The following is a 19,533-nucleotide window of genomic DNA, read 5'->3' as shown; positions in this document are numbered from 1 at the left end:
ATCCCTTCGGCGGCACGCTCCTGAGGGGTGCCCGCCTGCCTGAGGGGGACCCGCCTGGATTGGAGGGGAGCGCCATCCTCGATACGGAGGTCGGCAGGGTGAAGCGGCGGCAGCGCGGACACACGCCACGGTCGGTATAGCCAGGGACGGGCGCAGTGGCGAGCGCTGACCGCACGAGGCTTCATGAGCGCTCGCACTGGCCTTCCAGCGGCTTGGCCGCGGGTGCGGCAGGGCTCACGCCCTCTTCGACCGGTCTTGGCCGAGATTGAGCAATCTTGCTGCAGGATCTCCGCGCTTCACGCGCTGCTGATTGCCTGGAGACCCGCCTCGACCTGCCGGCCAACAACCTCGCCCTGGTGTTTTCGCCGGAGCTGGTGTTGGCCCGGAGCTGATGGGTCGCCGGGGCCGACGCGAACAAGAACCCCGCCGCGGCGCGAGCCGGGCGGGGTGTCGAGGTGCGGGTCGGGTCGGATTTGGTCGGGTCGGGTCGGCTACAGGTTCAGGAGGGCCTGGGTCGAGCCGATCACCGTGACGGCGAGGCCGCCAGCGAAGGCGGCGATCATGGCGTAGGAGAAGCCTCTCAGCAGCATCGGGTGATCCCGCTCCTCCCGATCAGCAGCGGTTTCCGCCCGAGGTCTGGCCGTATTGCTGGGTCGGGAAGTTCTGCTGGTTGGCGTTGCCTTCAGCGGCCGAGCTCATCGGGCAATGGGAGGGGTGACGCAGGGGCGAGAGGCCGCGTCCGTCGAGGGACCCGGTGGTCTCGACGTCATAGGGCGAGAAGGCGGTGTAACGCGACGGGGCATCATAGGCCATGGCCGACGAGATCGGAGCAACGCCAAGGACAAGGGCGGTGGCGAGGGCGGCGATACGGGTCTTGATCATGGGTTCTGGTTTCCTTCTGCAGTACGAACCGTCCTGGCGGCCCGTTTCTCTGCGTCTGAAACCAATATAGGGATCGTCTTTCCGCCATGACGTGCGACCAGGCACGTGGAGAGCCGGATTAAATCGCAGCTCAAGCCCAGCAAGATCTCAAGCCAAGCAAGATCTCGGCTGCTCCTTCCCGGCATCTGGTATACATTATCCAGAGTGTCGCCGGCGCCGGGGCGTGTCGATGCCCGGTCGTTCTGCCGGAGAGCTCACTTGTGTCGGAAAACCGACCTGGGCTCGGCGTGAGGGCAAGCGCGGCCGTTTCGACGGATGAAATCCGGACGGCCGTTCGTCTGAACAGCGAACGCCTGGCCGCCACGGCACCATCCCCGGGTGTCGTCCCGCGTTGCGGCCAGCAACGGGAGACAGGCGTGAATCGCAGCCCATCCAAGGTTAATCCCGCACCCGAGACCCGCGAACATCTCAGAGCTCCCCAGACATCGAAGGCCGGCGCTGTTCCGAAAGTCCGGGCGGCCGCAGCGTTCCTGTCGCTGATGGGCCGCCTGCCGGGCGGCATCGCCCTGCTGATCCTCGGTGACGCGCCCGCGATGGCGGGCTCCGCCGCCCAGCCGGGCCAGACCGTCGGCCTGCCGGCCGGGGCGCAGCTCCCGGTCGGGCTCTACTTCGTCAACACCTCGAGCTTCGGCGTCCGCAACACCCGACCGTTGGATTCGGAATCCAACATCAACCTGCCGGCCTTCGTCTGGGCGACGCCCTGGAGCCTGTTCGGCGCCCGCCTCAACCTCATCGCGATCCAGCCCGTCGTCGCCGCGAGCCCACGCGGCACCCCCTACCAGAGCGGGATCAGCCAGCCGCTGCTGGCGGGCCAGCTCGCCTGGAGCCTCGGCAACCATGTCGGGGTGAGCTATCTGTTCGGCGGATACCTGCCCGTCGAGACCCGCTTCGTCACGCAGAACGCGTCCTTCACCCACCGCTTCGCGGCGAGCTACACCGGCGACGGGCTGAACCTGACGGCCAACCTGCTCTACGGCATCTTCATCGACCCGATCTCGCCGCAGAAATCCGTGTATCCCGACTATCTCAACCTCGACCTCACCGCGACGAAGAAGTTCGGCAAATGGGAGATCGGGCCGGTGGCCTTCGCGTCGACCGATCTGCCGACCCGGTTTCCCGGCTATCGCCGCCAGGGGCAGATCGCGGTGGGCGGGCTCGTCGGATACAATTTCGGGCCGGTGAACCTGCAGGCCTACGTCACGCGGGACGTGGCGGAGCGCAATTACGGTGGGCGCGAGACGCGCGGATGGCTCCGGGTCATCGTGCCGATCTACAAGGAGAGCACCAACGCGGCGGCCCCGTCCATTCCGGTGACGGGCCCGGCTCGGATCGCCCGCCAGTAGTCCTCTCCCGCCCTGGGGGCGCCCCCTCCGGTCAGGCGGTCAGCCGCAGCCCGGAGGGAGTGGCGGCCGGTGCGGGCCAGGTTGCGATGGCGGTCAGGGCGCCCGCCAGGGCGGTGGGCCGGCCGAAATGGTAGCCCTGGCCGAAGGCACAGCCCATCTGGCCGAGGAGGTCGGCCTCGGCCGCCTGCTCGATCCCCTCCGCCACCACCGAGACCGCGAGGTCGTCGGCCAGCCGCAGGATGGTCTGGACGATGCCCCGGCTGGTCTGGTCGGCCAGGAGCGTGCGCACGAAGGCGCGGTCGATCTTCAGGGTCGTGACCGGCAGGGTGCTCAGATAGCTCAGGGACGAGTAGCCGGTGCCGAAATCGTCGATCGCGATGCCGACGCCGGCCCGGCGGCACTCGGCGAGGGTGGCGGCGGCGCGTTCGGGGTTGTCCATCAGCATGCTCTCGGTCACCTCGATCTTGAGGTTGCCGGGGGCGATCCGCGAACTTTCGAGGAACTGGGCGATCATCTCCGGGAACGAGGCGCCGGCGAGGTCCCGGCCCGAGACGTTGACGGTCATGAACAGCGGCCCGTCGAGCGCCTGCGGGTTGCGGAGTGCGGCGTCCATCAGTTCGGGGAAGACACGCCCGACCTCCGCGAAGGCGTGTGCCGTCAGGTCGCCGATCAGGCCGGACGCCTCGGCCGCCGGAATGAACTCGACGGGCGGAACCAGTCCCCGGGTCGGATGGTGCCAGCGCATCAGCGCCTCGAAGCCGGCGAGCCGGCGCGAGGGCAGGCGGACGATCGGCTGGAAGAACAGTTCGAACTCGCCGTTGCGCAGGCCGGCGCGGATCTCGCTCTCCAGCGACAGGGTGCCGAGGGCCGCCGCGAAGGTCTCGGCCGCCACCGGCTCGCCGCTCTGCAGCGTCGGCGGCCCCGCCCCTCGCATCTGCTCGAGCATGCCCACGGTCTCGCGGTAGCGCGCCAGCACGACGCCGAGGCACATGCGCAGGATCGGGTCGGTCTGGGCGATGCGATGGGCGAGCTGTTCCTCGGTGATGACGACGAGCCGGCTGTCCTCCAGGGCCCGCACCGTGGCCGAGCGCGGCTGGTGGTCGAGAATCGCCATCTCGCCGACGATCTCGCCGGGGCCGCGATGGGATAGGACGAGGTCGCCGTCCGGGCGTTCCAGGACGACCTCCAGGCGGCCGCTGACGATCAGATAGGCGGCATCGCCGACGTCGCCGGCCGAGAACAGGCGCGCGCCTGCGGGCAGGACGTACTGATCCAGGGACGAGGAGAGCGAACTCGGCACGGATGAGATCCAGTTCGGGCGCAGTTCCGGCCCGAGCGCCACGCTGCCGAGTCGAGGTTAAGAGCAGGCGAACGGCGACGCCTTTCCGGGCGCACCCTCACCCTATCCTTAACGGGATCTCAGGACCGCCGCGCGATACTGGTTCCGCGATGCCGCTGCGCCCGGCGCCCCCGCACACCGTCTTGCGCCGAGACCGCCTTCCGATGCTCCTGTCACGACGCCTGATTCCGGTGGTCGCGGGCCTCGCCCTCGTGCTGGCGCTCGTCGCCCTGCGGCTGGCCGCGCCGGCGGCGTTCGAGCGCCCGCGCCAGGCCGCCTTCGACAGCGTCCAGCGGCTCAGCCCCCGGACCAGCGCGGGCGCCGCGATCCGGGTCGTGGATATCGACGAGGAGAGCCTGAAGCGGCATGGCCAATGGCCCTGGCCCCGTTACCAGGTGGCGGAACTCGTCGCCGCCCTTCAGGACCTGGAGGCCGGGGCGATCGCCCTCGACATGGTCTTTGCCGAAGCGGACCGGACCTCGCCGGCACGGCTGGTGCCTGACTGGACCCGGCGCTTCGGCTTCCGCGCCGCCGATCCCGAAGCCGCCCTGCCCGACCACGATGCCGCCCTGGCGGCGGTGTTCGCACGCGGCCGCGTCGTCGCCGGCTTCGCGCTGACCCGGGAGCCGGAGGCGGCGGGCGAGGCTCCACCGCTGCTGCGCGGGTCCGGAGAGGCGGAGGAGGCCGCTGCGCTTCGCGGCCCCGGCTTCGCCGTCATCGGCGGCGACCCGAGGCTGACGGTGCCGCGCTTCACCGGGCTGATCCCCAACCTTCCGGACCTCGATGCGGCCGCGGCCGGGCATGGCAGCTTCAGCATCGCGGCGGGCAGCGACGAGATCATCCGGCGCCTGCCGCTGCTGGCGGTGATCGGCGACCGCCTCGTGCCGGCCCTGGCCCTCGAAGCCCTGCGGGTGATGCAGGACGAAGCCACGATCAAGGTGCGGGCCGAGCGCGACGGCGCGACCCTGACCGGCTACACCCTCCGGGTCGGCGAGGTCGATCTGGCGGTCGATGCCACCGGCGCCCTGGCCCTGCACTTCCCCGAGGCGCGGACGACGCCGACGATCCCGGCCTGGCGCCTGCTCGATCCCGATGGGCGCGCCGCCTTGAAGTCCGAGATCCAGGGTCGGGCGGTGTTCGTGGGCACCAGTGCGGTCGGCCTGTCCGACCTGCGGCCGACGCCGATGACCCCGTTCGAGCCGGGCGTGAACCTGCACGCCATGGCGCTGGATCAGGTGCTGTCGGGCCAGGCCCTGAGCCGCCCGGCCTGGGCGCCGGGTGCCGAGATCGTGGCCGCCACCCTGCTCGGCCTCGGGGCGGCGCTGGCCTGCGGCTTCGGCAGCCTGCGCGGCGCGGGGCTGGGAACCGCCCTGCTGGCACCGGTTCCGGCCTTCGCCGCCGTGGCTTTGTTCGCACGGGCGGGCCTGCTGATCGATCCGATCCTGCCCACCCTCGGCCTGCTGGCCGGCCATGCGGGCGGAAGCCTCGCCCGCTATGCCGACTCGGAGCGCGCCGCGATGCGCCTGCGCTCGGCCTTCACCCACTACCTCTCGCCCGATCTGGTGGCGGTGCTGGCGAGCGACCCCGGACGGCTCAAGCTCGGCGGCGAAAGCCGGGAGATGACGTTCCTGTTCACCGACCTGGAGGGCTTCACGGCGATGACCGAGGCGGCCGGCGCCGAGGCTTTGGTCAACCTGCTCAATGCCTATCTCGACGGGATGTGCTCGATCGCGATGGCGCATGGCGGCACCGTGGACAAGATCGTGGGCGACGCGGTCCACGTCATGTTCAACGCGCCCCTCGACCAGCCCGACCATGCCGCGCGGGCGGTCGCTTGTGCGCTGGCCCTCGACGCCTTCGCGGAAGCCTTCCGGGCGGATCGCCGCGTCGAGGGCGTGCCGTTCGGCGCCACCCGCATCGGCGTCAACACCGGCCGCGCCGTGGTCGGCAATTTCGGCGGCACGCGGCGCTTCGACTACACGGCGCACGGCGACGCCATCAACGTTGCGGCCCGGCTGGAAGCGGCCAACAAGGCGCTGGGCACCCGGATCTGCATCGCCCGCACCACCTGCGACGGGGTTACCGGCACCGCCTTCCGTCCGGTCGGCATCCTGATGCTGAAGGGCAAGTCCGTGGGGGTGGAGGTGTTCGAGCCGATGCCGCGCATCGACGCCGCGCTGACCGCCTATCGCGAGGCCTTCGGGCGCCTGGTGACAGGGGACGAGGGCGGCGCCGAAACGCTGCTGCGCCTGCACGCGGACAACCCGAAAGACCCGATCCTGGCGCTGCATGCCCGCCGCATCCGTGCCGGGGAGCGCTCGGTCCGCATGGCGGCCTGAGGGGCCTGGCAGCGAGAGCCGTCAGCCGAGAACCAGCAGCACCACCACGGCGATGTTGGTGACCTGGTGCAGGAACTGGTCGAAGCCCATCAGCCACCAGAAGCGCGGATCGGTCATGGCGAAGCGGGTGCGGTGGGCCACCAGGGTCTTGCCCCGGTCGATCAGGCCGTGGACGACGAAATCCAGGAGCGCCAGCCACCACAGGGACGGCCGATAGAGCACGGCGATCGCCAGGGTGCCGAGGCCGTGCATCCCCGCATGGGCGGCCAGCGGCAGCGCCCAGCCGGCCACCCGCTCCTTGCCGCGGGCCATCCAATCGGTCTGTCCGACGAAGTCGATCAGGTAATGCTTGGCCGCCATCGCGATCAGCAGTGCGGCGAGCGTCGACAGGGGGACGGGCGTGTCGAGGGCCTGCAGCACGGCGATCTCCAGGGGGCGAGCGGACCGGGACCGCGACCGGGGCTCGCGCGCCCCGATCGGCCGGACCGTAGCGGAATCGGCAGGGATTCCCAACGGTCCGGCGGGGGATGGCCTCAGCGGTTCAGCGAGGGCCGGAACCGTGCCTGTTCGTCGATCGTGATGGTGGCGACGGCCCGCTTGGTCCGGTCTTCGGGCCAGGGCGCCGCCGCCTCGGGCGCCCGGCCGCCATACACCATGGTGCCCTGGCCCTTGCGCATCAGGACGCTGCCCTTGCGGGTCTTGAGCACCACCTCGCCGTCGAGGACCAGCACGCCGTAGCCGCCGTCGATGGCGCCGCCCCAGACCGTGGTTCCCCGCACCCCGAGGGTGCCGACGGCGGTCTTGATCGCGACGTTGCCGCCGGTCGGCCCTTCGATCTTGCCGCCCACGAACAGGAAGGCGCCCCGCGCCACCGAGAGGGCGAGCTGCCCGCCCTGGGAGCCGGGCTTGTAGACGAAGTCGTCCACCGTGATCTTGCCGTGCTCGCCGAGGGTGAGGACGGTGTCGTCCGCCAGCTTGGCTTCGAGGCGGGAGCGGGCTCCGGTGCGGATCACGTCCTTGAAGTAGACCGGCCCCTGCGGAGCCATGTCGCGCGCCTGGCCGCCCTGCTGGGCCACCGCCTGCTGGTCCACCTTGGTGACCATGCCGATCGGCTGCGGCCCGGCGCCCTGGGGGGCCGCATCCGCGGGCCCGGCGCCGGCGGCCGCAAGCGCGGCGCCCGCCCAGATCAGGGACGAAAGCGCCCCGGTTCGTCTCAGTGTCACGATCTCGGTCCCCACGGGCGTTGCGGTGCCGGTCCTGCAAGCCGACAGGCAACGCTAGCGGCCCGCGCTTAAGGTCTGGCTAAAAGCGGTGGGCCGTACAGTCTTGCGACAAAATTAATCCGCGCCGTACACGCGGAATTGATCCCGTACGCTTTCGGACAAACGATCTAGCCATACCCTCTACGGTTGCGCCCTGCCGGACGACCTTGCCATCATTATCGCCGAACCTGGGCTGATCCGCTTCCTTCTGGGCACCAGGACCGCTCAAGAGGACGGTACCTCTCAGGAGGACGAGACCTCTCAGTTGGACGCGACCTCTCAGTTGGACGCGACTTGGGCGACGCGGATGTTGTTGGTCGTCCCCGCCACCGCGAAGGGGATGCCCGCCGTGATGACGACCAGCGCGTTCGGCCGGGCGAAACCTTCCTCCACCGCGTGAGCCAGCGCGTTCGCCACCATGTCCTCGTACGACTCGACCTCGTTCGAGCGCAGGCTGTGCGCGCCCCACAGCAGGCAGAGCCGGCGCGAGGTGCCGAGATCCGGCGTGAGGGCCAGGATCGGCACTTCCGGCCGCTTGCGGGCGATGCGGGCGGCGGTGGTGCCGCTCAAGGTGTAGGCCACGATGGCGGCCGCCCCAACCGCGTCGGCGAGGGTCGCGGTGGCGGTGGCGACCGCGTGGGGCGGGGTCTCCTCCTCACCCAGATCGGAGGCGGTGATCAGCGAGCGGTAGAGCTTGTGCGTCTCGGTGCGGTGGATGATGCGGGCCATCATGGCCACGGTCTCCACCGGAAACTGCCCGGTGGCGGATTCGGCCGAGAGCATCACCGCGTCGGCCCCGTCGTAGATCGCGGTCGCGACGTCGGAGGCCTCGGCCCGGGTCGGCGTCGGAGCCGACACCATCGAGTCGAGCATCTGCGTCGCCACGATGACGGGCTTCACCGCGAGGCGGCACGCCCTGATCAGTTCCTTCTGGCGCCCCGGCACGTCCTCGTGCGGGATCTCCACGCCAAGGTCGCCGCGCGCCACCATCACGGCGTCCGACAGGCGGATGATGTCGTCGATCCGCTCCAGCGCCTGGGGCTTCTCGACTTTAGTCATCACGCCGGCGCGGTCGCCGATCAGGCCCCGCGCCTCGATCAGGTCGGCGGGCTTCTGCACGAAGGAGAGCGCGACCCAGTCCATCCCGAGGTCGAGCCCGAAGGCGAGGTCGGCCCGGTCCTTGGCGGTCAGGGGCGAAAGGTCGAGCAGGGTGCCGGGCAGGTTGACGCCCTTGCGGTTCGAGATCGTGCCGCCGATCACAACCTCGGCGTCGATGCTGTTGGCGGTGAGGCCGGTGACGCGGACCCGGACGCGCCCGTCATCGATGAGGAGGTCCTGGCCCGGCGCCACCGCGGCGAAGATCTCGGGGTGCGGCAGGGGGATCGCGGTCCGGTCGCCCTCGGCGCCGTCGCGGACGAAGCGGATCGTCTCTCCCGGCGCCACATCAAGGCGCCCGCCTGCCAGGGTGCCGACGCGGATCTTCGGGCCCTGGAGGTCCTGCAGGATGCCGATGGGCCGCGCGACCGCCCGCTCCAGGTCGCGGATCGCCGCGTGGACCCGGGCGTGATCGTCCTGCGTCCCATGGCTGAAGTTCAGCCGGAAGGTGTCGACGCCGGCCAGGAACAGCCGGTGCAGCATCTCCGGCGACGACGAGGCGGGGCCGACGGTGGCGACGATCTTGGCATGGCGGTTGCGGCGCATGGTTGCCACGGCCGGGGACGGCCGCCTCCCTGGGATCGAGATCGCGGATGCAGCACCGCAGGCTTGCGGCCGGCTGCCTCTCCGTCCGGACCCGCGCGGGCGCGGAGCGGGCCGGGCGTCGATGGGCCGGACCCTATCGCACGCATCCGGCCCGGTAAACGCCGACCGCCCTCAGCGGGTCGAACCTGCATAAAATATAAAATGATCGAAAATGGCTGGCTTGGCGCCTGCGATGCCGATTTCCCCAGACATTGACCGACGTTTTATTGGCGTCCGCGCGCATGATTTCTTGGCGCATGATCGACGAAAAAACAGGTTTGTTTCAGTATACTCGCGTACAGAAAAACCGCCTAAAATTCGAATTTACTGTGAAGCTTTGGCATAATCACAGGTTGTATCTCGCTAGACTTGTTTGATATTATCGGTATCGCTACCGGTTATTGAGATCAACGTAATGGTTGCCCAAGGTTATTTTTGGCATGGACGTCGACGATCTCAGTTTCTCGTCCGCTCAGTTTCTGAATCTGATCGAGAGCCAGGGGGTCAACGGCACCTGGGGCTGGCGCTTCGCCGACAACCAGCACGTCTGGTCTCCGGGCCTGTTCCGCGTCCTCGGCCTCGACCCGCAGACCACCCGGCCGAGCTACGATCGTCTGGTCAGCCTGATCCATCCGCAGGACCGGGATACGGTGGAGACCGGCGTCGACCTGCTTCATGGCGTGACGCTCGGCCATCAGACCTTCCGGATTCGTCGTCCGGACAATGCGATCCGCGTGCTGTCGTCCCGGATCGAGATCTATCTCACCCCGGACGGGCGCCCACGCGGGGCGGCCGGGGTCGTGCTGGACGTGACGCATCAGGAGATCCTGCGGGAGGCGCGCATGGCCGAGCAGCGCCGGCGCCGCGCCTGGTACGACGACCAGCAGATCCTGACGTTCTTCAGCGATCCAACCCACATGTTTTCCGTACAGGACGAATTTACCGACCTGACCGGACTTCCGCCGGACGAAATCACGGCCGATCCCTACGTGACCATCGCGGCCGAGGAACGCGAGCGCACGCGGACCGAGACTTTCGAGGCGCTGCGGATCGGGCGGGCTCACCGGGTGACGCCCCTGATCCGCGTCGCTCGCCACAATCACGTGCGATTCGAGAGCTTCATCGTGCCGATCCGCGATCCCGGCGGGGATGTTCGGGAATGGGCCGGCATCACCCGGCCGATGGGCTCGAAGGCCTCTCCGGCCACCGAACTCCTTCTGGAGGGGCTCGAACAGGCCATCGACGGGCGCCATCTGCGCGCCGCCCGCGCCCTGCTGGACTGGTCGATGACCGACTTCGCCCAGGCCGCCGGCCTCTCGCTCTCGACCGTCAAGCGCATGGAGGAGAACGTCGACGGTACCGCCCTGCAATCCCGGTACAAGGCGGTGGCGACCCTGCGCCGCTTCGGCATCCGCTTCTCCCTGATGGAGGGCGGAGTCATCGGCATCGCACTCGCTTGAGCGCGGTGCCCCGCCCCCGGCCGGTACGCCGTCCGATGCCCGGATTCAGGGCGACGCGGGAGCCTGCCCCTGCCGGGTCGCCGCCAGGGCCGCGGCCTTGCCGGCGGCGGCATAGAGGTTGAGGCGCGCATAGGCGCCGAATTCCGAGCCGTCGTCGAGGAAGCCGCCGCCCGGCCCCTGCGTGTCGGTCAGGATGGCGTTGGCCTCCGTGAGATTGAGCGACGGGAACGCCGCCGTGAGGAGATACCCGGCTTCCGGCGCGCGCCGACCCACATCCTCGACCGTCTTGGCGCGTTGCGGATACACGACCGGCAGGCCGTAGGTCTGGGTCGCCTCGTAGAACGCCGCGTTGGCGGCGGGATCGCGGAAGCGGCCGGTATCGGCGGCCGCGCAGGCGGCGACGGTGCCGCCGCACCGATCGCGGAGGAACGCTGTCAGGTCGGCGCGGGCGGCCCGGAGGGCGGCCCGATAATCGGCGACGGCGGCACCCTCCTGGGTGGCCGTGCTCATCGCGTTGATCACCGCCGGGTTCCGCCGGATCTGGCCGGTATAGGCCGGATCGTTGGCGAGCAGGTGTGCGACCGCGTGCAGGGCGGTGGCGCGGCCGCCCAGCACGTCCATGGCATAATGCGCGCCGATGACGATGCGGTGGGTGCCGTACTCGGCGGCGCGCGTGATCATCTGCTGATAGCGCTCGGGCACCAGGATCGCGAGGACCAGGGATTCGGTGTAGCCGTAGGTGGTGTGGCCGCTCGGGTATGACGGGCTGTCGATCAGGTTCATGCCCGGTCCCCTGAGCCAGTCCAGGCTGTGGGAGGCCCGGCCGAAATAGTCGGTGCCCCGATAGGCGAAGAGCTGCGGCAGGGTCTGGAAGGGGCGGGCGTTGCCATGCGTGTTGGAGCCCGGCGTCCCGGCCGGGCGGCCATAGGCCTTGCCGAACACGTCGGTGGTGCCGCCGATCTCGGTCAGGATGGACGAAGCGGCGGCCGAGACGGAGTCCTTGCCGTTGGTGGTCGCATTGGCGAAGAAGTACTTGCCGGCGTTCGAATCCGACTTGGCGACGCTGTTGGTGTAGCCGAGGAGGTCGGCGACGGACGGCGCCACATTGGTGAACGTGGCCGGGTCGGTGTAGCGGGCCTTGTCCTGATACAGGGCGCCCAGTGTGCTGCCGAGGCCGTCGGCCAGCTCCGTCGCGTTCCCGTCGGTGATGAAGGAATCCCGCAGGGCGAACTGGCGTTGCTCGGCCAGGGGCAGGAGTCGCAGAGCCGGGACGCCGCCCTCCTGAATGTCGCCCGTGACCCGGAGATTCGCCGCGAGGGCGGCTTGTCCCTCGGCGCTGCCCCCCAGGGCGCTGACGGGCCCGAGGCCGCGCAACGCGGCGAGGTTCGGTGCCGATTGCGCGACGGCCGGAACCGGTGCCGCGAGACAGAGGGCCATCGTCCAACAGCTCAGTCGTTTCGACATGGTGGTCTCTCCAGTGAGGCGCGGTCGCCGGCGCCGGCGCCAAGAAGCTCAGGTTGCACCCGATGTCCAGATGCACGCTGCGGCAAGCCTGTGCGTCCACGGAAATCGGTCGCTCGCTCGATCCTGGATGATCTGCACGCGAAGAGTCTGCACGCGAAGCGCCAGTATCACGGGGGGCGTCCCGACACCGGTGAGACCGACCGGCAGATCGATCGGCGGACCAACGGGAAAGGGCCGCCCCCCGGCGCCGGCGATACTTTGGATAATGTATACCAGATGCCGGGAAGGAGCAGCCGAGATCTTGCTGGGCTCGAGATCTTGCTGGGCTTGGGCTGCGATTTAATCCGGCTCTCCACGTGCCTGGTCGCACGTCATGGCGGAAAGACGATCCCTATATTGGTTTCAGACGCAGAGAAACGGGCCGCCAGGACGGTTCGTACTGCACAAGGAAACCAGAATCCATGATCAAGACCCGTATCGCCGCCCTCGCCACCGCCCTTGTCCTTGGCGTTGCTCCGATCTCGTCGGCCATGGCCTATGATGCCCCGTCGCGTTACACCGCCTTCTCGCCCTATGACGTCGAGACCACGGGATCCCTCGACGGACGCGGCCTCTCGCCCCTGCGTCACCCCTCCCATTGCCCGATGAGCTCGGCCGCCGAAGGCAACGCCAACCAGCAGAACTTCCCGACCCAGCAATACGGCCAGACCTCGGGCGGAAACCGCTGCTGATCGGGAGGAGCAGGATCACCCGATGCTGCTGAGAGGCTTCTCCTACGCCATGATCGCCGCCTTCGCCGGCGGCCTCGCCTTCACGGTGATCGGCTCGACCCAGGCCCTCCTGAACCTGTAGCCGACCCGACCAAATCCGACCCGACCCGCACCTCGACACCCCGCCCAGCTCGCGCCGCGGCGGGGCTCTTGTTCGCGTCAGCTCCGGCGACGCATCAGCTCCGGGCCAACACCAGGGCGAGGTTGTTAGCCGGCAGATCGAGACGGGTCTCCAGGCGCAGGCCGTGCCGTGCGGCGAGGTCCGCCACCGTCTCGAGATCGCGGACGCCCCAGCGGGCGTCCCGCCTCCTCAGGTCTGCGTCGAAGGCGGCGTTGCTCTCCGTCGTGTGCCGGCCGTTCTCCCGGAAGGCGCCGTAGAGGAACAGCACGCCGCCCGGCGCCAGGAGCCGGGCGCTGCCCGCCATCAGACCCTCGGTGGCGGGCCAGGGCGCGATGTGGATCATGTTGATGCACAGGATCGCGTCGGCGCGGGCGATCGGCCAGGTCGCGGCGGACGCGTCGAGATCGACGGACGGCCGCAGGTTGGTCAGGCCGGCGGCCCTCGCATGCGCGTCGATGCTGCGGCGATGGGTGGGGTCCGGGTCGCTCGGCTGCCAGGCGAGGCCGGGCAGCGCGGCGGCGAAATGCACCACGTGCTCGCCCGATCCGCTGGCGATCTCCAGCACCGTGCCGGCGCCGGGCAGGACGCCGCGCAGCACGTCGAGGATCGCCGCCCGGTTGCGAGCGACCGCCGGCGCGACCAACGCGTCCCCGTTTCGATCCCAATCCGTCATCGTACCCGCTCCTGTCCGCGTGTCGCGCGTCATTCCAAATTCGCAACCCTCGCGCAAACGATCCCGTACGGCTGTTGCATCTCGGCGCGGGAGGCATCACACACGACCCAGATTTTCGGGCCGTTCGCCTTGTCACCGTCCAGGTGTCGCGAGGTGAAGCGCCGGCATTCATCGCCGCCGTCCGTGATCATCACAGCAACAAGGACAACGCTATGAAGACGCGCGCCGCGGTCGCGTGGGAGGCCAAGAAGCCTCTTACCATCGAGACGATCGACATCGAAGGACCCAAGGCCGGCGAGGTTCTCGTCGAGCTGATGGCCACCGGCATCTGCCACACCGATGCCTACACCCTGTCGGGCCTCGATTCCGAGGGCAAGTTCCCGGCGATTCTCGGTCACGAGGGCGCGGGCATCGTCCGCGAGGTCGGCGCCGGCGTCACGGCGCTGAAGCCGGGCGACCACGTCATCCCGCTCTACACCCCGGAATGCCGCAACTGTAAGTCCTGCCTGTCGCAGCGCACCAACCTGTGCACCGCGATCCGCGCGACGCAGGGCCAGGGCGTGATGCCCGACGGCACCAGCCGCTTCTCCTGCGTCTCCACCGGCGGCAGCCCGGGCGGGTCGAACACCGTGTATCACTACATGGGCTGCTCGACCTTCTCGAACTTCACGGTCCTGCCGGCGATCGCCCTGGCGAAGATCCGCGAAGACGCTCCCTTCGACAAGATCTGCTACATCGGCTGCGGCGTCACCACCGGCATCGGCGCGGTGATCTACACCGCCAAGGTCTGGCCCGGCGCCAACGTGGTGGTGTTCGGTCTCGGCGGCATCGGCCTCAACGTGCTGCAGGCCGCCCGGATGGTGGGCGCCGACAAGATCATCGGCGTCGACATCAATCCGGACAAGCAGGAGATGGCGCGTAAGTTCGGCATGACCCACTTCATCAACCCGAAGGAGGTCGGCAACGATCACGTCGTCGCGGCGATCCTCGATGCGACGGGCGGCGGCGCCGATTTCTCGTTCGACTGCACCGGCAACGTCAACGTGATGCGCCAGGCCCTCGAGTGCTGCCATCGCGGTTGGGGCGAGTCGATCGTCATCGGCGTGGCCGAGGCCGGCAAGGAGATCTCGACCCGTCCGTTCCAGCTCGTCACCGGCCGCGTCTGGAAGGGCTCGGCCTTCGGCGGCGCCCGCGGCCGCACCGACGTGCCGAAGATCGTCGACTGGTACATGGACGGCAAGATCAACATCGACGACCTGATCACCCACACCATGCCGCTCGAGGACATCAACCACGGCTTCGACCTCATGCACGAGGGCAAGTCGATCCGGTCGGTGGTGGTTTACTAGGATCGGGCTCGGTCCATCCCCTCCCCTCCGCGGGGGAGGGGCACGCACCTGCACTTTCTCTCGGTGACCCACCCCATGCCCCGGAGCGGGGCCAGCCCTCGGACAGGAGATCACGGTCCATGGAAACCATCTCGAAGGCCCGCGCCCACGGCGGCACGCAGGGCGTCTACAAGCACGATGCGCAGACGACGGGCTGCCCGATGACCTTCGCGGTGTTCGTGCCGCCGCAGGCCGAGGCCGGTCCGGTTCCGGTGCTGTGGTACCTGTCGGGCCTCACCTGCACCCACGCCAACGTCATGGACAAGGGCGAGTACCGCAAGGCGGCGGCCGAGCACGGCGTCATCATCGTGGCGCCCGATACCAGCCCGCGCGGCCCCGGCATTCCCGACGAGGAGGGCAACTGGCAGTTCGGCTCCGGCGCCGGCTTCTACCTCGACGCCATCCAGGCGCCCTACGCCACCAACTACCGGATGTGGAGCTACGTGACGGAGGAGCTGCCCGCCCTCATCGCCAAGGAATTCCCGGCCGACATGACGCGCCAGGGCATCTTCGGCCATTCCATGGGTGGCCACGGCGCGCTGACCATCGCCCTCACCTACCCCGAGCGCTTCAAGTCGTGCTCGGCCTTCGCGCCGATCGCCCAGCCCTCCACGGCCGGATGGTCGAAGCCCGCTTTCGAGAAGTACCTCGGCACCGACACCGCGGCGTGGCGTGCCCACGATGCCACGGCGCTGATCGAGGACGGCAGGCGCTTCCCGGAGTTCCTGGTCGACCAGGGCACCGCCGACAGCTTCCTCGACGACGGTCTGCGTCCGTGGCTGCTGGAAGAGGCCTGCAAGAAGGCCGGCATCGCCCTGACCCTCAACATGCGCGAGGGCTACGACCACTCGTACTACTTCATCTCGACCTTCATGGCCGACCACATCGCCTGGGCGGCGGCGCGCCTCAAATAGGCCGCCGGCCGATGCGCGGGCTCCGGTCCGCGCATCGGCGCCCTCCCCCCGAGGCCTCGATGGCTCCCTGAGTTCCCGTCCTAAAACTTCTGCCCTGAGTCCCCGTCCCATGGGTTTCCTACCCGCCGCCGCGTCGATGCCCGACCGGGGCGACGCGTGACCGTCACCGTCATTCTCGCCCTGGTGCCGATCGCCCTGCTGATCGCCCTCGGGATGGTGCTGCGCCGGAGCGGGCTGGTGGCGGAGACCTTCTGGGGTCAGGCCGAACGCCTCGGCTACTACGTGCTGCTGCCGTCGCTGTTCGTCCACGGCCTCGCCACCGCCCGCCTCGACGGGGTCCCGGTCTTCGCACTGGCCGGCGTCCTCGTGGCCTCGACCCTGATGGTGGCCGGCCTCCTGCTGGCCTTGCGGCCGAGGCTCGGCCTCGACGGGGCCGCCTTCACCTCGGTGTTCCAGGGCGGCGTGCGCTTCAACAACTACGTCGGCGTCTCGGCGGCGGCGGGGGTCTTCGGCGCGCAGGGCATCGCCCTCGCGGCGGTGGCCAACGCCGCCATCGTGCCGACGGTCAACATCCTGTGCGTCCTGGTCTTCGCCCGGTACGGCTCGGCCGGCCGGCTCGCCCCGGGGTCGGTGGCCCGGCAGCTCGCGCTGAATCCGCTGGTCGTCGCCTGCCTGATCGGCATCCTCCTGCAGGCCGGCGGCCTCGGCCTGCCGCCCGGCCTGGAGCCGATGCTGAAGGCCCTCGGCCAGGCCTCCCTCCCCCTCGGGCTGCTCTGCGTCGGCGCGGCCCTCGATCCCGCCACGGTGCGGACCTGGCTGCGGCCGGTCCTGATCGCCTCGGCGGCCAAGTTCATCCTGATGCCGGCCGTGACCATCCTGGCCTGCCGCGTCGCCGGCCTGCACGGGCCGGCCGCCGCGACCGCGCTGCTGTTCCAGTCGCTGCCGACCGCCTCCTCGTCCTACATCATGGCGCGACAGCTCGGCGGTGATGCGCCCCTGATGGCCGGCATCCTCGCCCTGCAGACGGTACTGGCCGGCCTCGCCATTCCGCTGGTGCTGCTGATTCTGGAGCGGTTCACCGCCTGATCGGGCATCAGGCAGCGTAGCGGGCCAAAGCGAGGTCGGCATGGTCGATCTCGGGCGCGCGTTCGGACAGGAGATCGGCGAGAACCCGGCCCGAGCCGCAGGCCATGGTCCAGCCGAGGGTGCCGTGCCCGGTGTTGGTGTAGAGGTTGGCGTAGCGCGTCGCGCCGACGATCGGTGTCCCGTCCGGCGTCATCGGGCGCAGGCCGGTCCAGAACCGCGCGGCGCCGAGGTCGCCGCCGTTCGGGAACAGGTCGCGCACGCAATGCTCGAGGGTGGCCCGCCGCGGCGGCCGCAGGGCATCGCTGAAGCCCGCCAGTTCGGCGGTGCCGCCCACCCGGATGCGGTCGCCCAGGCGGGTCACCGCCACCTTGAAGGTCTCGTCCATCACGGTGGAGACCGGTGCGCCCTCCGGGTTCGTCACCGGCAAGGTCAGCGAGTAGCCCTTTACCGGGTAGATCGGCAGGCGCAGGCCGAGGGGATGCAGCAGCGCCGCGGTGAAGGAGCCCATGGCGGCCACGTAGGCGTCGGCCTGGAGGGCGTCGGCGCCGCAGACGACACCCGTGACCCGATCGCCCTCGGTCCGAAGCCCGTCGATGCGGGTCCCGTAGCGGAAGCGCACGCCGAGACCTTCGCACAGGGCCGCGAGGCGCTGCGTGAACAGGTGCGCATCGCCGGTCTCGTCGCCCGCAAGACGGAGGCCGCCGACGAACTTGGCCTGAACCGCGGCGAGCGCCGGCTCGGCGGCGATGCAGCCGGCCGGGTCCAGCACCGTGTAGGCGACGCCGTAGGTGTCGAGCACGCGGGTGTCGTCGCCGATATGGTCGAGCTGCTTCCGGGTGCGGAAGAGCTGCAGCGTGCCGCCGGTGCGATGGTCGTAGGCGATGCCGGTCTCGGTGCGCAGGTCGCGCAGGACGTCGCGGCTATACTCCGCGAGGCGGACCATGCGGCCCTTGTTGCGGGTGTAGGCCTCCTCGGTGCAGTTCGCGAGCATGCGCGCCAGCCAACCGTAGAATCGCGGCTCGACGGAGGGCCACAGCACCAGGGGCCGGTGGCGCATCATCAGCCATTTCATCGCCTTGATGGGGATGCCGGGCGCCGCCCAGGGCGCCGAGTAGCCCGGCGAGACCTGGCCCGCATTGGCGAAGCTGGTCTCCATCCCGGCGGCGGGCTGACGGTCCACCACCGTGACGGCGTGGCCCGCCTTGGCGAGGTAATAGGCCGTGGTGACGCCGACGACGCCGCTTCCGAGAACCAGGACCCGCATCCGACCGTCTCCCCTCCGGAAATCCCGCCCCGGGGATCGCGTGGGCGATCCACGCGCAGGGCCAGGGTGAACCGGGCCGCCCGAGCCGACGGGATCACACGCCACAGAAACACCAAATCGTGCGAGCGTTGCTGCCAAACTTTCGCAGATCATGCGATCATGTGCTCTGTCAGCGCACGATTCTGCACTTCTTCGGCCGATCGTTGTGGGAGCTTGGAAACGGACATGCCGGCGGACGAGATCAATGCCGCGATCCTGCGAATCCTGCGTGAGGAGGCGCGCATTCCGAACGCGGCTCTCGCCAAACGCGTCGGGCTCTCGGCCTCCGCCTGCCTGCGGCGCCTGCGCCTGTTGGAGCGCGACGGGACGATCCGGGGCTACACCGTGCTCCTCGACGGTCCCGGCTCGGCGGGCCTGGTGGTCATGACCCGAATCGCGCTGGAGCGGCAGACGGAGGAGTGCCTCAACCGCTTCGAGGCCGCCGTTCGCCGATGCCCCGACATCCAGGACTGCCACCTGATGACCGGCGATTCGGATTACCTGCTGAAGATCCGGGTCGCCGACATGGCGGAGTACGAGCAGCTGCACCGTGCGGTGCTCTCGAAGCTGCCCGGGGTCGCCCGCATCCAATCGAGCTTCACCATCCGCACCGTGGTCGGCCGGTAGAGGCCCGCGGACGAGCGCGAAATCGTCCCAGCCGCCCTGGTCCGGCGATCCGCAGAACACTAGTTGGCTAACCAACTCGTTCGGTGGCGGAGTCCGGGATGCTGGGGTGGTTCAAGGCGTTGATGCCGCGCGAGGATCGGTTCTTCGATCTGTTCGAGCGGCACTCGCGGACATTGGTGGCCGGGGCCGAGGCGCTCGAGAATGTCCTTCGGGGCGGCGAGGCGGTTCCGGGTTACTGCCAGCAGGTCGTTGCCCACGAGGACGAGGCGGACGCGATCACCGCCGAGGTCCTGCTCGCGGTCCGCCGCAGCTTCATCACGCCGTTCGACCGGGGGGACATCAAGGACCTGATCCAGTCGATGGACGATGCCATCGACCAGATGAACAAGACCGTGAAGACGATCGCGCTCTACGAAGTGCGGACCTTCGATCCGCTGATGCGCGAGATGGGCGGGACCGTGATCGAGGCGGCCCGTCTGACCGCCGAGGCGATCCCGCTTCTCAGCGCCATCGGCACCCATGCGGCGCGGATCAACACGCTGACCGAGGCGATCACCCGGGTCGAAGGCCGTTCGGACGAGATGCAGGAGCGCGGGTTGAAGGCCCTCTACCAGGCGCATCGCAAGGATGGCGGTGACGGCGACACCATGGCCTACCTCATCGGCGCCGAGATCTACGGCCACCTCGAGGACGTGGTCGACCGGTTCGAGGACGTCGCCAATGAAATCAGCGGCATCGTGATCGAGAACGTTTAGGGCATCC

Annotated in this window: 17 protein-coding genes; 9 read left to right on the top strand and 8 right to left on the bottom strand. The window is 69.3% G+C overall.

Features of this window, described 5'->3' with window-relative positions:
- Window positions 1–612: 612 nt before the first annotated feature.
- Entirely contained in the window at window positions 613–879 is a 267-nt protein-coding gene (locus J7U37_RS02555; RefSeq protein WP_056182971.1) for a hypothetical protein, read from the bottom strand.
- A gap of 542 nt (window positions 880–1,421) precedes the next feature.
- Here J7U37_RS02555 and J7U37_RS02550 point away from each other — a divergent pair.
- Window positions 1,422–2,285, top strand: a complete 864-nt coding sequence (locus tag J7U37_RS02550; protein ID WP_056180119.1) for a transporter — start codon at window positions 1,422–1,424, stop codon at window positions 2,283–2,285.
- A gap of 31 nt (window positions 2,286–2,316) precedes the next feature.
- On the opposite strand, the gene J7U37_RS02545 is transcribed toward J7U37_RS02550, so the two are convergent.
- Window positions 2,317–3,627 carry an EAL domain-containing protein gene (locus J7U37_RS02545; protein ID WP_056180120.1) on the bottom strand — a complete coding sequence of 437 codons (1,311 nt, stop codon included), beginning with the start codon at window positions 3,625–3,627 and terminating at the stop codon, window positions 2,317–2,319.
- Between the two features lie 161 nt (window positions 3,628–3,788).
- Here J7U37_RS02545 and J7U37_RS02540 point away from each other — a divergent pair, with 161 nt between their 5' ends.
- A complete protein-coding gene (locus tag J7U37_RS02540) occupies window positions 3,789–5,963 on the top strand; it encodes an adenylate/guanylate cyclase domain-containing protein (protein WP_247634719.1) in 2,175 nt (724 codons plus the stop codon).
- 21 nt (window positions 5,964–5,984) lie between these two features.
- Here the strand turns inward: J7U37_RS02540 and J7U37_RS02535 are convergent, their stop codons facing one another.
- The 3 genes from J7U37_RS02535 to pyk all read right to left on the bottom strand — a co-directional run bounded on the left by J7U37_RS02535 (window position 5,985) and on the right by pyk (window position 8,926).
- Window positions 5,985–6,383 (bottom strand): DUF3307 domain-containing protein, encoded by a 399-nt coding sequence (locus tag J7U37_RS02535; RefSeq protein ID WP_247634718.1) that lies wholly within the window; start codon window positions 6,381–6,383, stop codon window positions 5,985–5,987.
- A 113-nt stretch (window positions 6,384–6,496) separates the two neighbouring features.
- On the bottom strand, window positions 6,497–7,186 hold the full coding sequence (locus J7U37_RS02530) for a FecR family protein (protein ID WP_156376102.1): 690 nt from the start codon (window positions 7,184–7,186) through the stop codon (window positions 6,497–6,499).
- Between the two features lie 318 nt (window positions 7,187–7,504).
- Window positions 7,505–8,926 (bottom strand): pyruvate kinase, encoded by a 1,422-nt coding sequence (gene pyk, locus J7U37_RS02525; RefSeq protein ID WP_247634717.1) that lies wholly within the window; start codon window positions 8,924–8,926, stop codon window positions 7,505–7,507.
- Between the two features lie 479 nt (window positions 8,927–9,405).
- Between pyk and J7U37_RS02520 the strand changes: the two genes are divergently transcribed.
- A complete protein-coding gene (locus J7U37_RS02520; RefSeq protein WP_056180134.1) occupies window positions 9,406–10,425 on the top strand; it encodes a PAS domain-containing protein in 1,020 nt (339 codons plus the stop codon).
- Between the two features lie 45 nt (window positions 10,426–10,470).
- Here J7U37_RS02520 and J7U37_RS02515 read toward each other — a convergent pair whose 3' ends face one another.
- Window positions 10,471–11,889: a phosphatase PAP2 family protein gene (locus tag J7U37_RS02515; RefSeq protein WP_247634716.1), complete on the bottom strand. Its 1,419-nt coding sequence runs from the start codon at window positions 11,887–11,889 to the stop codon at window positions 10,471–10,473.
- A 464-nt stretch (window positions 11,890–12,353) separates the two neighbouring features.
- Here J7U37_RS02515 and J7U37_RS02510 point away from each other — a divergent pair, with 464 nt between their 5' ends.
- Window positions 12,354–12,620 carry a hypothetical protein gene (locus J7U37_RS02510; protein WP_056182971.1) on the top strand — a complete coding sequence of 89 codons (267 nt, stop codon included), beginning with the start codon at window positions 12,354–12,356 and terminating at the stop codon, window positions 12,618–12,620.
- 215 nt (window positions 12,621–12,835) lie between these two features.
- On the opposite strand, the gene J7U37_RS02505 is transcribed toward J7U37_RS02510, so the two are convergent.
- The gene (locus J7U37_RS02505) at window positions 12,836–13,453 is read right to left on the bottom strand and encodes a DUF938 domain-containing protein (protein ID WP_247634715.1); all 618 of its coding nucleotides are present in this window, start codon (window positions 13,451–13,453) and stop codon (window positions 12,836–12,838) included.
- Window positions 13,454–13,665: 212 nt separating this feature from the next.
- Here J7U37_RS02505 and J7U37_RS02500 point away from each other — a divergent pair, with 212 nt between their 5' ends.
- The 3 genes from J7U37_RS02500 to J7U37_RS02490 all read left to right on the top strand — a co-directional run bounded on the left by J7U37_RS02500 (window position 13,666) and on the right by J7U37_RS02490 (window position 16,841).
- On the top strand, window positions 13,666–14,802 hold the full coding sequence (locus J7U37_RS02500; protein ID WP_056180501.1) for an S-(hydroxymethyl)glutathione dehydrogenase/class III alcohol dehydrogenase: 1,137 nt from the start codon (window positions 13,666–13,668) through the stop codon (window positions 14,800–14,802).
- Window positions 14,803–14,921: 119 nt separating this feature from the next.
- Complete coding sequence (gene fghA / locus J7U37_RS02495) at window positions 14,922–15,755, top strand: S-formylglutathione hydrolase (protein ID WP_247634714.1); 834 nt, start codon at window positions 14,922–14,924, stop codon at window positions 15,753–15,755.
- A 156-nt stretch (window positions 15,756–15,911) separates the two neighbouring features.
- Window positions 15,912–16,841: an AEC family transporter gene (locus J7U37_RS02490; RefSeq protein WP_156375933.1), complete on the top strand. Its 930-nt coding sequence runs from the start codon at window positions 15,912–15,914 to the stop codon at window positions 16,839–16,841.
- Between the two features lie 7 nt (window positions 16,842–16,848).
- On the opposite strand, the gene J7U37_RS02485 is transcribed toward J7U37_RS02490, so the two are convergent.
- Entirely contained in the window at window positions 16,849–18,105 is a 1,257-nt protein-coding gene (locus J7U37_RS02485) for a D-amino acid dehydrogenase (protein ID WP_247634713.1), read from the bottom strand.
- 225 nt (window positions 18,106–18,330) lie between these two features.
- Here J7U37_RS02485 and J7U37_RS02480 point away from each other — a divergent pair, with 225 nt between their 5' ends.
- On the top strand, window positions 18,331–18,771 hold the full coding sequence (locus J7U37_RS02480; RefSeq protein WP_247634712.1) for an Lrp/AsnC family transcriptional regulator: 441 nt from the start codon (window positions 18,331–18,333) through the stop codon (window positions 18,769–18,771).
- 98 nt (window positions 18,772–18,869) lie between these two features.
- Window positions 18,870–19,526 (top strand): DUF47 domain-containing protein, encoded by a 657-nt coding sequence (locus tag J7U37_RS02475; protein ID WP_247634711.1) that lies wholly within the window; start codon window positions 18,870–18,872, stop codon window positions 19,524–19,526.
- The last annotated feature ends 7 nt before the right edge of the window (window positions 19,527–19,533 follow it).

It is taken from the genome of Methylobacterium sp. 37f (assembly GCF_023093475.1).
Lineage (GTDB): Bacteria > Pseudomonadota > Alphaproteobacteria > Rhizobiales > Beijerinckiaceae > Methylobacterium.
Note: the sequence above shows the minus strand (reverse complement) of the source record. Positions and strands in the feature narration are given on the sequence as shown.